Source organism: Geomonas sp. Red32, from assembly GCF_023652955.1.
Classification (GTDB): domain Bacteria; phylum Desulfobacterota; class Desulfuromonadia; order Geobacterales; family Geobacteraceae; genus Geomonas.
Window position 1 is genome coordinate 35,553 of the sequence record NZ_JAKLOY010000003.1, and the last position, 12,835, is coordinate 48,387.

Here is a 12,835-nt window from a genome sequence, read left to right on the forward strand (position 1 = left end):
TTTTATCGTCCTATTCCCACCCCATTACAAAATAGATATCGATAAAACCCTCCTCCTACCGCAAACGCCGCTCTTATCAGGGTTGCAAAACCATGGCTACGCTATAAAGTCCAAGTCTTAAAACCCCATTTATCGCTCCTTACTGCAACACCCTAACATTGTATGCCGAAGTCGATGGCGTCATAGCCGACATGACGCAGACCTTTACGGTCACGGTGTTGGCAGACGACACATAACCAGACCACATCACACCGTCGCCAGGGTACGTCACCGGTGTTGCCACTACTGCCATGCTAGTCGTGGCCCCCGAGACCGTCACCGTGCCGCTGGTACACGCCCCCGCCGCCAAAGCACCGCCACCGATGTTCCCCGAGATCGCCCTAAATCCGGCCTGGGTGATCACGTTGTTGGTGCCATTGGAGAACATCATGGTATGGTTCGTAGTGGCGTCATACCAAAGGTATCCTTCGCTCGACTGCGAGGCAGTGGGCAGCCTCAACTGTGCCGAGTTGGCGAAGTAATTGAGCCCCGAGAACGTCTGCTGGCTGCTCTTGATGAAGGTGAACGTTGAACTGTTGTCGGCAGCGTCGTACAAGGTCACATAGTCGGTGAAAGTCCCGAGCGAGTACTTCCCGATTTTCACCTTACTCTTTGCGTAAAGCCCAAGGCTGAGCGGGAGAACGGACGAGGTGTTGTAATCGGCCCCCAAGACGAAGGAGTAATCGGTCGGGTCCGCTGTTGCGTTAGAACGGCTGTACAGCCTCAAGGCAGCAACTTTAGAAACTCCCGAGTCCGTCGCCGCATGACCATACCATCGCCAGCCGTTCCACTCGGGGTCGTTGCCGTCGATGTTCCCGATAAGGCCCACCTTAACGTAAGAGTTGGACGTCCCGGCGATGGTGCCAACCGGCTTGTTGAGGTTCAGACTTCTATCGCTGCCGGGGAGCAGGTCAAAGTTGATGTTGGTGCCGGGGTAGCTGTAAGTCTGTCCAAGTCCCTTGGGCGTGGCACCAAAAGACAGGTTTGCAAGGTCGGCTGGTGCAGCTCCGTTGGTGCGGGAAAGCCCATGGACAACGTTAGAAGTAGCAGATGCGCCGGGGGTACCGGTGTTTGTGAACGTGCTCTGGCCAGGATCAATGCCGTAGAAGTGGGTGTCAGCCGGCCAGCTGGTGTTCACCGAATAGTCAAAGTTCACCGCCGTGGCCACCACACCGCCGTAGATGTGCGTGTTGATGAAGTTGTTGTTGTCGGCTGCAGCCTCATGTATTGCCGTGTGGGTGGTCCTGGTCGGAATGATCGTGGTATCCAGCCACGTGTTAAAGCAGGTGTTCGCCGTGGTGGATCCTGTTTGCTGAATGGCCTCGATGTTATCTACAGTATTGTTGAGACGCAAAACTACTCCCCGGTGAAAATTATGCATCGAGTTGTAAATTGCACCGGATCCGGGATTCACGGTATAGAGCACCGCAGGGGAACCTGGAGCATTAGTGATGGTCACATGCTCGACATCTCCGTGCTGGGCTGAGAGCCCCTCCCACGCTGTGCCGGTTGTATTCCCGGCTGTAAAGGCAAAGTTGAGATGCTTCAACCCCCATCCGTCTACGGCATTGACCAGAACTGTTGGGCCGGATACTGCCGATAAGATGGTGATGGACGAAGTCCCGTTGGCACTCCCTGCAGGCATGTTTCCTCTGAGCGTGATGGACTTGTCTATTACTAACTGGCTTGCGGTGTAGTAGTTACCGCTGTGGTCAAAAACAATCTCTCCACCAGCAGCAGGGAGGGCAGCCTTTGCGGCCTGATACGCTGAATAGATGCTGGTGGTGGCTTGTGCGCTTGACCACTGGTTAAACGTTGGCCTTCCCGCCTTCCCGTCCATAAAATCAGTCATTCTGACGTAAGGCAAGGAAGGGATAGTTAGCGTCGGTTTGCCTCCCACCTGGCCTATGGTGCCGCCAATGATCTGCAGAGTGTTGGTGCCCTGTTTGCCAGCGTTAAGGGTACCCCCGGTTGCGGAGGAAAAAGTGCCCCAGGCTGGCCCGTTGAAAGCGGCACCAAAGGCCTGGGAGGAAAAGACCAGCAGCAACACAACTATCATCAATAAATTACGCATCTAAATTCCCTCTGTTCAGTGTTACCGGTTCCATGCTCCAGCTGATCGATCCGTCGGCGGCTTTTTCTGCCCGCCACCCCATTTTCATGGTCGCTCCGGAGCCGCCAATATCGGTGTAGACCGCACCGGTAGCGTGGGTGGCAATCGCCAGCAGGAGCTGGTTGCGCTCGGCGGGATCCAGGACAATCCCGGCGGCCTCGATGACTCCGCAGATTTCCTCCTGGACGCTCATCAGCCAGGCGGTACTTACCTTGCTTCCCTTCTGGCCGGTAATGGTGTTTCCGGGGACGAACTGGCCGTCTGGCGTTTCGGTGCGTTGCATGGGGACCTCAGTATTTGATGCAGTACATCAGCGGGAAGTTGCGCGGCCGTGTCTCGCTTCCGCCGAAGGAGGAGGTGTTGTTCGGCGAATGGGTCTGCGCGCCGGTATTGGCCCAGACGGGGGTATCGCGGGTACCGGCCTGCACGTAGTAGAGGTCGTGGTCGACAACATGTACATGGCTGCCAACCTGGTCCCCCTGCCAGCTCCCCATCGCGCGGCCGGGGTCAACCCCGCGGGCGCTCAGTCCGCTCCCGTCCCAGCCCCTCACGAACTCGCCGCGGAAGTCGGGAAGGTTGAAGGTCGACGCGCCATCACCGGCGCCGTAGGTGGTGCCGATCGCGGAAAACAGCCCGGGGAATTGGCTCCGGAGCACGGCGCGGCCATCGCAGAAAAGCCAGCCGGAAGGCACGCTCGGCATGGCAAAGCCGATGACCGCACCGGGAGGGGTTATCTGGGCTGCAGTCTGGCCGTTTAGCGTGGAAGCGTCGGTGGTCGGCGGGGGCGGCTGGTTCTGGTAGTTGGTCAGCTGGTAGGCGGATCCGGCCCAGCTGACGCCAATGATCTGACCGGCCTGGATATCCCCGGCGGCAAGGGGATCGGAAACGTTCTTGAGAAGCGCGGCCGCCGTCAAGCCGTTCACCTGCAGGGTGACCGGTCCAGTGTTGGTATTGGCCACTTTCAGCCAGATCGGCATCCCCACCACGTTCTGGGTAAGGGGCGGCGTGAGGGAGATCTGGATGACGTTGGCGGTCGAGCTCGTGTCCGGAGCAAAGTCGAGAGGGGCGGACCCGTCCTGGTCCTGGCCGTCGTGACGGTGGTTCTGTAGGCCGTTCAGCGTGGCCGCGGTGAGCCGGGTCCCGGGCGACCTGGTCGTCGGGTTGCCGTCGACAAAGACGGTCTTTCCTGCCATGGCGGTCACAGGCAAAAGCAAAATGAGCAGGGTGAATAACGCGCGTTTAAACATCATTTAAACCTCCGTTAAAGGTACGTGAAATTGAACTGTATGTGCGCCGGTGCAAGGGGGCGTGGCAAGTGCTGCGCTCCTTTTTCTTTCCAAGGCATCTCAATTTCTGAAGCGAAGGGGGGAAGATGACAGTCTACCGAAGGAGCAAAAACGGCGTGGGAGCACGGGGGGGCGACGTAGGTAACTTATGTAACATATTAATGTTATCGGCGACTTTCTCTAGAGGAAGCAGGCCTCCTCAACCTTGCTTGGATATTCTCGGATTGATCCACCATGCGATGGGGCGTGGCATTGAAGGGCGAGACATCTTCTGATTCGAGTGGGCCCTCCGAGGGGTCAGATCTTGAATACGCCCTGGAAGCTTCAAGGGGTCGCGTCTGTATTTTTTACAATTTTTCCTTCTGTTTACCAGGATTTCTACCGAAGAGACCGAAAGATACTGCGAAGAGCTTATGAAAAAGCTCCATGGCATGTTTCCGGATGCTGAGATCACCATTCGCCTCCGTAACCACCTGGAGAAACCGATCATTTGTGTCGGGGCGACCGGGGACTATCGTGAACCCGAAAAGGAAATCCAATCCCTTATCGGCACCTTCAAAGAAGCTTATTTTTCTCAAGAGGCATTCGATGCCAGGAGTAAGCGTTTACTGAAGAATAGCCTCCTTCGTGAATGGCCGTCTCTCGAAGACAGTAAAGAAGGATAGGATCCTCAATTTCTGTAGCAAGAAGGTTGAAGACTCAACGATCTCCTACGAAGCCGGCCATTGGTATGCCTCGATATCCGGGGATATCGAGGCTGATGAAAAAATCCACGAACTGATCGGGGGACCTATCGGTTCAAACATTTGAGGTGGAATTTATGGCAGTTTTATATGCAGGCTTGTTGCTTCTCGGTTTTGCCGCTGTCGTTAGCCTTTGCTTCGTTATACGTTCTTGGAACCGATCACCGGTAGAGCCGGAGGATCTGCTGACAAAGTTCCAGAGGGAATCCGCTGAGAAGGCCGAAAAGGAGGCGAGGATGGTGAAATCGCTGGAGGAATTGCGCGAATACAATCATCAATGTGGGAAAACTCCTCAGCGGGAGCCGATTTTGCTAATGGACGACCCTATTGACCCAACGAAGCCATACATGTTCAATGATGATTAGAGGTCTTGTTCTCCAAATTGTTCTTTCGTTCCATAAACGGGCTATTCGAGTATTCGAGAGTATTCGAGGGGTCAGATCTGGAATACGCCCTGTAAGTTAAGAATCCGACAGGATTATTGACCGAATGCCGGAAAGTGGGAAGGCGTGCTCTAGGATGACATGCCCCCGTTGTCCCTCCCCACTCTTCATATCTCGATACAGATTTTCCCAAAATGTATGCCGCTCTCCTGGTAACGGAAGGCCTCGGCCAAGTCTTGTAACGGAAAGCTTTTGTCGATAACGGGCTTCATGGCGTTGGCATCCAGTGCCCGGATCATTTCTATCTGCTGGTGGCGGCTTCCGACTTGCATTCCCTGAAGCCTGATGTGCCTTGCCAGTAGCGCAACGGTCGGAATGGGACCGGAGAAACCGGTCAGGACACCGATGAGCTCGATATGCCCTCCGATGCGGCATGACTTGATCGACTGGGGCAATGTGTCCGGTCCTCCCACCTCGATGACATGATCGACACCACGGCCCTCAGTTAATTCCATAACCCGGTCCGCCCAGTTCGGATACTGCCGATAGTTGATGGTACAGTCGGCACCGAGAGCTTGTGCACGAGCGAGCTTTTCATCCGATGAGGATGTGACGATCACCGATGCGCCCATCATTTTCGCAAACTGCAGAGCGAATATTGAGACCCCGCCTGTCCCCAACACTAATACCGTCTCACCCGCCTTCAAATGACCATCACTGACTAATGCGCGCCAGGCCGTAAGCCCCGCTGTGGTCAATGTCGCCGATTCGGAATGACTGTACCCCTTCGGTGCATGGGTGAACCAGCTCGCAGGCTGCACCACTCTCTCCTGCGCATAACCATCCGCGGTATCGCCTGGAACTATGGCAAGCGCGGAGGATGTGACTTCGCCATTTTGCCAGTTGGGAAAAAAGCAGGAGACGACGTGATCGCCGACGGCAAACTCGCTGACACCTGCCCCGATCCTTTCTACGATTCCCGCTCCGTCGCTTAGAGGAATGAGTCCGTCTGTGGTCGCGATCTTCCCCAGCGCAACCATATAATCATGATAGTTCAACGAACTTGCGTGCAACCGCACCAGGAGTTCACCTTCTTGCGGCTCACCCGGGTCGCCCGCTTCGGCAATGGTCAGTCGTTCGAGCCCGCCGGTTCCTGTAAGTCTCACCGCTTTCATACGATGTTCCTCCGACAGAGATGATCTTTAAGGTAATAGTACCTCTCTCTTCTCCGGTGGAGGCCGGAAATGATTTTGCTAAGGGTGGGGGACATCCTGCTTACTATTCGATATTTGGAGGGGCGCGGCTAAAGTTGGGGCATGCCGGAGGAGCACAGATCGATGTGGTCGGTTCCTGCGTTCCTGCAACAGGTAACGGCCAGAGGGATCAGCCGGGGTACCGGGAGGGGGACCGAATATACCTATAGCCCCTGCTCGGGCACCGCCAGCATTTGCCCGATATAAGGTTCATTAGTCAGTTTTGGAGGTGTTTTTGACTGAAAAAATCGAAAAACGATCCGTTTTCTCCGAAAACTGGTCCGTTTTCTTTGAAAAAGGAATCAAAATTGGGGCAAACCAACAGGCAATTTGATTTTTTAGCTCCGTTTTTACTCGTTGCGGGACCGATTTCCCCTAATGAGGCCTCAAATGCGGTGGGAAACGGCCGCGTTGGGGCAAAAACGGATCGTTTTTATGGATTTTTACTCCGTTTTCCCTGAAAACGGTTCATTTTTCTCGGAAAATCATTCGGTAAAGTTCGAAAGCGGTACCGAAAAACGTAAAAGTGTACATAAAACGGGCCAAACAGAACATTTTTCTGGAAAAAGCTGGTCCATCCGAAGGGGGAAGGTCCGGAATACGCACGAAATGAGCACCCCGGCCCTAAAATCATCCTTTTTTGCCCCAAAAGTTAAATTTTCCGAGAGGGGGCAGCTCTGGAAAGGGGAATGGCGGAGGTACAGGACCAGGTCAATAGGCGTCGGCGCTGGCGATCAGCGCTTGGGCATCCATGTTTGCTATGCCGCTCCAGTAGATCGGCCAGTTGGTGTTGGTGATCGGGTTGACGAGGGTGTCGCTTCCCGAGGCCGGTGTATTGTGGCCGGAGTAATAGTAACCCCGGTACAGCGCCTGGTTCGAACTGTTCGTTACCAGCGTGGGGGTGAGCTTTGCGAGGGAGGCACCAAGGTCCCCCTGCAGGGAATACGCGGCCGCAAAGGTGTAGTACGGGGAGAACTTCGAAGAGGTGGCGGCCAGGTCGCAGTTGAAGGTGCTGTAGTCGGTCGGCCTGAGGGTGCGCCCGGATATGGCGAGTACCTTGAAGCCCGGGTTGTTGCCGAAGTACGGGGCGATGGACGGGGTTATTTCGACGGTGTCGGATGAGGGAAGTACCCGGTACTCGTCCATGTGGGTATGGCCCGCCAGGGTCAGGGATACCAGCCCCGGGTAGTTGGCAATGATGGCGAGGAATCTTGCCTGGTACCCGGCCACCCACATCATGGTGGCCGTGGAAGGATGGCCGTTGGCGTCGAGGTTGGCCGGTTGCGCGGTACTGCCGAGATCGGCGCCCGGCGGGGCGTGCATCAAGAGCCACACCTTTTTGCCGGCGACCGTGGCGGCGGCCAACCTCGCATCGAGCCAGTCGAGTTGCGCGGCCACCGCGCTGTCGTTGGCCCCCGGAGTGGGGGCCACCAGCGGAGAGAAAATGATGGTGTTCATCCCGATCACCATCAGGCCGGTACCGGCCGGTTCCACGGAATAGTATCCGCCGTTTTGGAAGGTGGCGAGAAATTGCTGGCGGTCGCCGGTGCCGTTGAGCATGGCCGTGTAGAAGAGATCCCCGGTATTGGAGAGAAAGGCGCTGTCCGGGCCGTATCCCGTGTAGGAGTCTCCGTTGCCGACGGCGAAAAAGACCGGCCTATCCCCGACCGCTTCCCGTACCTTGTTCATGGAAAAGGCTACCGCCTTGTTGGTAAATGCCTGCATGGCGGCGGTATCGGTGGCGTCGCGGGGGGCTGTGGTGCCGTGCTGGAAGTAGTAGAACATCTGCGGGAGACCGTGCCCGAGGATGTCGCCGGTGAATATCACGAACGGGCTCGTTCCCAGCCGCTCCCCGATACCTTCCAGTGCCAGCTCGAGGAGGGGATAGTTGCTATCCTTCCCCCAGGCCGAAGGGGCGGTCACTGCCGACGTCTTGAAAACCGCATCCCAGCCGGACGCGTCGGCCGCGACCAGCGCCTGGAAAAGCGACGGGTCGTACAACGGATTGAAGTGAACGTCCGAGAAGACCACTACCTGGTAGTCGCCGCTGGGAGAGCTGCCGCTACAACCGCTGTTCAAGGCACCGAGGTAGATCCCTGCGATCGTCCCCGCCGAATACTTCACAAAAGTCCGTCTGCTAATCCCCGTCATAAAACTCTCTCCTGGAATCCTGGTCGTCTGCCGAACGCTTCCGTCTCCTGCCACCCCTTTGCTACTTCATGGCCACGCGGTAGCGGGAGAGGAGCTCCTTGCGGTTTTTGCGCAGGTCCTTCCCGGTCGGGCCTGCCGGATACGGCTTGCCCGCCATCAATCCCTTCCACAGGATCCGGTTGTAGCGCGCGAAATTGAATTTGTCCTCCGACGAGAAATCCATTCCCCTGGTGGCTTTGGCCCAGTACTTCGCATCGTGGGCCGGTCTCGGCACCCGCGCGATGCTTGCGACCGAGGGGTTGGCGAAGGGGGGCAGGGTGGTCCCGGAGAGGATCGCCGCCGGTTTGGAGGTGAAGCTCCAGGGGGCCGCGGTAGTGGTAAAGCAGTCGGTCATCGGCCGGGCCAGGGCGTCGTTCAGGTTCATCGGCGAAAGCCCCAGGACCTCCTCGATGGTCCGCAGGAAGTTCACCGTGTTGTACTGGGAGGAAACGAGCGCTCCCTGCTTCACGAATGCTCCGGCCACGAAGGCGATGCTGCGGTGGGAATCGACGTGGTCGCCGCCATCCTGGGAGTCGTCTTCGATGACGAAGATCAGCGTGTTGTCCTTGTACTTGGGACTCTTGGAAATCTTTTCCACCAGGAGGCCGACCGCGTAGTCGTTATCGGCCTGCTGTATCTCCGGGGTGTTGACGCCGTCAATCGCGGTGGCGAAGTTGCCGGTGTGGTCGTGCATGAAGCGGACAAGGCTAAGGGCCGGAAGATCTCCGGAGTTTTCGTAGCCGTCGAATTCCCGCTCCCACTCCTTGAACCGGTAGTAGTCGGGGAACGAGTTGTCGAAGCCGCGGAAATAGATGTCGGTGTACGGGGCCAGTGCGGCACTGGCGGGATAGGCGACCTGGACTCCGGCGGTGGCGGGATCTTTCACGAGATCGATGCCGCCGGCGGCCAGCGGGATGTTGTAGCGGGTGGTATCCAGGAAGAAGCCGTAGTTGCGGACGGTGAGTCCCCGGCGCAGCGCCGCATCCCAGAGGTACCCCTTGTTGACTTCGTTGCCCGGCCCGTCGGGAGCCGCCACGTCGGTCTGTCCCGGCAGGAGATCGTCGTCGTCCGGCGTGAGGGGATTGGCCGCCTTGCGCTGGGCAAGGGTCGGGTAGGCTACGTTCACGCTCCGGTTGGCTCCCTCGGTATCCAGGCTGAGCCCTCGGCCGGCATAGGCGACCGGGTACTGGTGCTCGACCACGTCCGGCGCCCGTGCCGACGTGGTCCAGGCCCAGCCGTCGTTGCTCACTTCGGCGCTGTCGTAGAAGTTGTCGAGGGTGACGAAGGTGCGGGCCAGGGCGTGCTGGTTGGGGGTGTACGCTTCTCCGAATTCCGTGAGGGCGGGATCCCCGTTCCCTTTTTCAAGGTCCCCGAGGACCTGGTCGTAGGTGCGGTTTTCCTTGATGATGAAGATTACGTGCTTGATGTTGGCCTTTAAAGCGCTCATGACCTCGAGGTCGCGTGCGCCGTCGGCATAGGAGAAGCGGTTGTTGGAGACGACCTGCGCGGTGAGGCTCTGCAGTTGTGCGGTGGCGGGAAGCGGGATGCTCTGGAGCCCGGCCTTGGTCAACTGGGGATTGTAATGGTTGGTGAGGAAACCGTTGGGGCGCGAGGGGGGGCCGTAACTGTAGCGGAAATCGGGATTGGGGCCGGTGGCCGATTTCCCGTTGACCACGTACAGCCAGCTGCCGTCCGCGCTGATGCTCGTCGAGTTAGGATACCACCCGGTGGGGATGAGCCCGGACACCTGGCCGTTCGTGCCGGTGTCGTTGAGATCCACCACCGCGACGCTGTTCAGGTTCCCGTTGGTGACGAAGAGCCGTTTCCCGTCGGGGGAGAGGGTGACGCTGTTGGAGTTTGCCCCCCTGAGGGAGGAAAGCGACGCGGGCAAGGCCGACGCCGGTGCGATGACCGGTATGGTCCCCACTACCGTGTTGTCGCTGGTACGGACGATATCGACGGTATCGGACTGGTCTTCCACCACGTACAGAAGCGATTGGTCCTTGTTGAGCGTCATCTTGTTCGGCTGCCCCACGACCTTGATCCTTCCGGTCACGGACGGGGTGCCGTTCAGGTTGACCACGACGACCTCGCGGTCGCGGATGCTCGAAACGTAGGCGGTTGCCGTCCCGCCGGCCTCGGTTCCCTTGACGGCTACCCAGAACGGATATTCGCCCCCCGCTACCCCCGCGGTCCCGCCGCTTTTGCCCGGGCGGAGATCCAGTTCCCCGGCCGCGGCCCAGCTGTTCAGTCCCCCCCTGAAGACGGAGACCGAATCGTTATAATAATTGGCCACCACCAGCGTCTTGCCGTCGCTGGAAATCGCCACCCCCGCGGCGCACGCTTTCACCCCGATCTGGAGATTGATGGAGCCGTTGCCGAAGTTGGCGCTCCAGGGGAGGCCGTTCCCCGTGTTGTTGTGGCCCAGGGCAAGCGGTGTCGTTACCTCTCCCCAGGTCCCGACGGGGTTCCTGGTAAAGACGTGGACGTTGTCGCTCACCCCGCCGCTCACGTAGAACGCGCTGCCGGTGGGATCGAAGACGATGCCGTGGTAGGTGTTGGGCACCATCATGACCTGGGTCTTCACGGGAGTCTTGGAAGAGATGTCGTAGATGAAGACGTACTCGCCGGAGTCCGGCTGGTACCAGGGATAGGGAGAGCTGGGGGTGGAGCTATAGACGCGGTTGTATCCGCTCGTCAGCACCAGGAGGGTCTTGCCGTCCGGGCTCGTTGCCGTCGATACCGCCTGTCCGGCCAGCCAGTCGGGCTTGTCGAGGAGGCCCGGGTTCAGCATTTCGAACTGGGAGCCCGGGGGAGCCAGCGGGGTGATGTACTGGTTCATGTTCGGCAGGAACTGGGCCGTGGCGGCACTGCCACCGCCGCTTCCGTTACATCCGGAGAGAAAAGAGAATACTGCCGCCAGGGTAAGAACCAGCCATGCACCGTGTCTCATAGATCTCCTCCCTTCGACCACGAGGGCCTTTGAATCGCGCATTGTATGCCGGAGACAGGGTGGGCCTCCGTGAGGGTTTCTACTGCCTATCGGTCAGGCAAGAAGATATATTTAACGAAAGTTTTACTTCCTGTGATGCCCTCCTTCGTATAAGAAGCCGATGTGCCGGTTGCGGCCAGGGATTGACGTATCTTGGAAGTTTGGTATCAGCTAAGGTAAAAAAAATCGAGGTAACGGGAGGACATGAGCAAGATGGTAGCGGAGAAATGGTTCTAAACCTTCTCGTGCCGGGGGCGATAAGGTGAGAGTGTGTTCCGGCTGTTTCATGCCATAGCGGCGGGTAGGAAGAAAGCAAGCCTATCGCCGTCTATGAGCGTTTGCGGAGAAGTTCAAAGAGGCTTACCTTTGGCAATGGAGATCGATATGACCAGTATTCTCAGAACCCCGGCCTTGATTATCCTTCTTTTGGTTGTCGGTGCCGTTTCCGCCGTGTGGGCCGACGAGCCCGAGAAAGTCGAGAAAGTCACCGTGGTCGGCTTTGGGACGACGGTCGATCAGGCCAGGCAGGACGCCATCCGCAACGCGGTCGAACAGGTGGTCGGAACTTTCGTGAGCTCCGATACCATGGTCCAGAACAGCTCCCTCATCAAGGACGAGATCCTCAGCTTTAGCGGCGGCTACGTCCGTGAATTCAAGGTGATAAACATCGACAGCGTTAACGATGCCTTCAAGTTGAAGGCCGAAGCTGTCGTGGTCTCTACCAAGCTGAAACGAAAAATCGAAGCTTTGAACATCGCCATGAAGGAGGTGGACAGCGACAGCCTTTTCGCCGAAGCCTTGTCCAAGAGCCAAAAAAGCGTGGACGGCTCTCTCATGTTCAACAAGATCATGGCCAAGTATCCGCAGGCCGCCTACGAAATCAGTATCGGCAAGCCGGAGATAGCCTCGACGACTGCCGAAGTTGCCAACATTTTTGTGCCGACTACGGTCGTTTGGGACAAGCGATTTCTGGAGGAGTTGAAAGCGACTCTTTCGCAGGTAGCAAAAACGAGCTCGAAGTTCAAGGACTTCAGGGCGTATTATGCGGAACTGACCAAGTCGCCGGAAGGGTCCGGCGGTCCGGCGAATTTCGGTATCTGTCTCACGACCAAAAGCAGTGCCATGAACGACAGGGTCGACGACTGCTACTTCTTCGATCTGTTCGAGCTGTACGGCATGCCGCGTGGAAACTGGATTTTCGACCACTATTGGGAGGACAGCAAGATAGGTTTCGGACTGGTCAAGCGGCAGTACGACATGAAGTTCATCTACACGTTCGTGTCGAAAAACGGCGAGGAGCTCTTCTCGCTCCCTTACTCCTACTTCGAAGGCCTCGACAGCAAAACCGACTCGTGCAGCAAGCAGGGCTTACACGACGTCGACAACACCATGTGCTACAACGACGGCTACCGGAGCCTTCCCAACTTGTTCCCTTCCTCGGAAAGAATGAGCAGCACCTCCCTCATCCTACGAGACGGAACGTTCAAATTCAAAGCCAATCTGCCGATTCCCCTCGACGTGTTGAACAAGATCAAGACGGTGAAAGTGTCGGTGGAATCCTGGCAGTAAACGGTTCGTCTCTAGCAAGCCCACCCAATGTGCCAGGGCTCCCGGATTGGAGGAGATCTCAGTATTTGCCGCACCTGATGATAGGGAGACGTTGAAGCCGGTATCAAGAAAATTGCCAATTTGCCGGCAACAAAGTAAAGTACTTGCTGCGGCAATGGTTGAAGTATCCTGCCGGTTAGCTTGTCCATTTCGTTTCGGTCGTGACCAGATATGCAGTGCTCATTATTTCAGATCAGAAAGACCGTTGAAGGTCTGCCGCTCGGCTTT

9 protein-coding genes are annotated in these 12,835 nt (G+C 57.4%); 3 read left to right on the forward strand and 6 right to left on the reverse strand.

The genetic code is table 11. The annotated features are described in order from the left end of the window. Positions 1-139 precede the first annotated feature (139 nt). The 3 genes from L4X63_RS09480 to L4X63_RS09490 are packed head-to-tail and all read right to left on the reverse strand — an operon-like array spanning position 140 to position 3,402. Positions 140-2,113, reverse strand: coding sequence for a hypothetical protein (locus tag L4X63_RS09480; protein WP_250678386.1), 1,974 nt, complete (start codon positions 2,111-2,113; stop codon positions 140-142). Continuing rightward, entirely contained in the window at positions 2,106-2,435 is a 330-nt protein-coding gene (locus tag L4X63_RS09485; protein WP_250678333.1) for a hypothetical protein, read from the reverse strand. Before L4X63_RS09485 ends, L4X63_RS09480 begins: the two co-directional genes overlap by 8 nt. A 7-nt stretch (positions 2,436-2,442) precedes the next feature. Then, the gene (locus L4X63_RS09490) at positions 2,443-3,402 is read right to left on the reverse strand and encodes a phage tail protein (protein WP_250678387.1); all 960 of its coding nucleotides are present in this window, start codon (positions 3,400-3,402) and stop codon (positions 2,443-2,445) included. Positions 3,403-3,851: 449 nt separating this feature from the next. On the opposite strand from L4X63_RS09490, the gene L4X63_RS09495 reads away from it, so the two are divergent. Both L4X63_RS09495 and L4X63_RS09500 read left to right on the forward strand, forming a co-directional pair. After that, positions 3,852-4,103 carry a hypothetical protein gene (locus L4X63_RS09495; protein WP_250678388.1) on the forward strand — a complete coding sequence of 84 codons (252 nt, stop codon included), beginning with the start codon at positions 3,852-3,854 and terminating at the stop codon, positions 4,101-4,103. Between the two features lie 155 nt (positions 4,104-4,258). Continuing rightward, a complete protein-coding gene (locus L4X63_RS09500) occupies positions 4,259-4,546 on the forward strand; it encodes a hypothetical protein (RefSeq protein WP_250678389.1) in 288 nt (95 codons plus the stop codon). Positions 4,547-4,731: 185 nt separating this feature from the next. Here the strand turns inward: L4X63_RS09500 and L4X63_RS09505 are convergent, their stop codons facing one another. The 3 genes from L4X63_RS09505 to L4X63_RS09515 form a co-directional block, all read right to left on the reverse strand. Beyond that, the gene (locus L4X63_RS09505) at positions 4,732-5,739 is read right to left on the reverse strand and encodes a zinc-dependent alcohol dehydrogenase family protein (protein WP_250678390.1); all 1,008 of its coding nucleotides are present in this window, start codon (positions 5,737-5,739) and stop codon (positions 4,732-4,734) included. Positions 5,740-6,528: 789 nt separating this feature from the next. Continuing rightward, positions 6,529-7,968 carry a metallophosphoesterase gene (locus L4X63_RS09510; protein ID WP_250678391.1) on the reverse strand — a complete coding sequence of 480 codons (1,440 nt, stop codon included), beginning with the start codon at positions 7,966-7,968 and terminating at the stop codon, positions 6,529-6,531. Between the two features lie 61 nt (positions 7,969-8,029). Next, positions 8,030-10,960 (reverse strand): beta-propeller fold lactonase family protein, encoded by a 2,931-nt coding sequence (locus tag L4X63_RS09515; protein WP_250678392.1) that lies wholly within the window; start codon positions 10,958-10,960, stop codon positions 8,030-8,032. Positions 10,961-11,383: 423 nt separating this feature from the next. Between L4X63_RS09515 and L4X63_RS09520 the strand changes: the two genes are divergently transcribed. After that, positions 11,384-12,568 carry a hypothetical protein gene (locus L4X63_RS09520; protein ID WP_250678393.1) on the forward strand — a complete coding sequence of 395 codons (1,185 nt, stop codon included), beginning with the start codon at positions 11,384-11,386 and terminating at the stop codon, positions 12,566-12,568. Positions 12,569-12,835: the final 267 nt, after the last annotated feature.

What these genes read in the sequence shown, in the direction of transcription:
- L4X63_RS09480 (WP_250678386.1), bottom strand. Translation starts at nt 2,113, where the DNA reads ATGCGTAATTTATTGATGATAGTTGTGTTGCTGCTGGTCTTTTCCTCC.
- L4X63_RS09485 (WP_250678333.1), bottom strand. Translation starts at nt 2,435, where the DNA reads ATGCAACGCACCGAAACGCCAGACGGCCAGTTCGTCCCCGGAAACACC.
- L4X63_RS09490 (WP_250678387.1), bottom strand. Translation starts at nt 3,402, where the DNA reads ATGATGTTTAAACGCGCGTTATTCACCCTGCTCATTTTGCTTTTGCCT.
- L4X63_RS09495 (WP_250678388.1), top strand. Translation starts at nt 3,852, where the DNA reads ATGAAAAAGCTCCATGGCATGTTTCCGGATGCTGAGATCACCATTCGC.
- L4X63_RS09500 (WP_250678389.1), top strand. Translation starts at nt 4,259, where the DNA reads ATGGCAGTTTTATATGCAGGCTTGTTGCTTCTCGGTTTTGCCGCTGTC.
- L4X63_RS09505 (WP_250678390.1), bottom strand. Translation starts at nt 5,739, where the DNA reads ATGAAAGCGGTGAGACTTACAGGAACCGGCGGGCTCGAACGACTGACC.
- L4X63_RS09510 (WP_250678391.1), bottom strand. Translation starts at nt 7,968, where the DNA reads ATGACGGGGATTAGCAGACGGACTTTTGTGAAGTATTCGGCGGGGACG.
- L4X63_RS09515 (WP_250678392.1), bottom strand. Translation starts at nt 10,960, where the DNA reads ATGAGACACGGTGCATGGCTGGTTCTTACCCTGGCGGCAGTATTCTCT.
- L4X63_RS09520 (WP_250678393.1), top strand. Translation starts at nt 11,384, where the DNA reads ATGACCAGTATTCTCAGAACCCCGGCCTTGATTATCCTTCTTTTGGTT.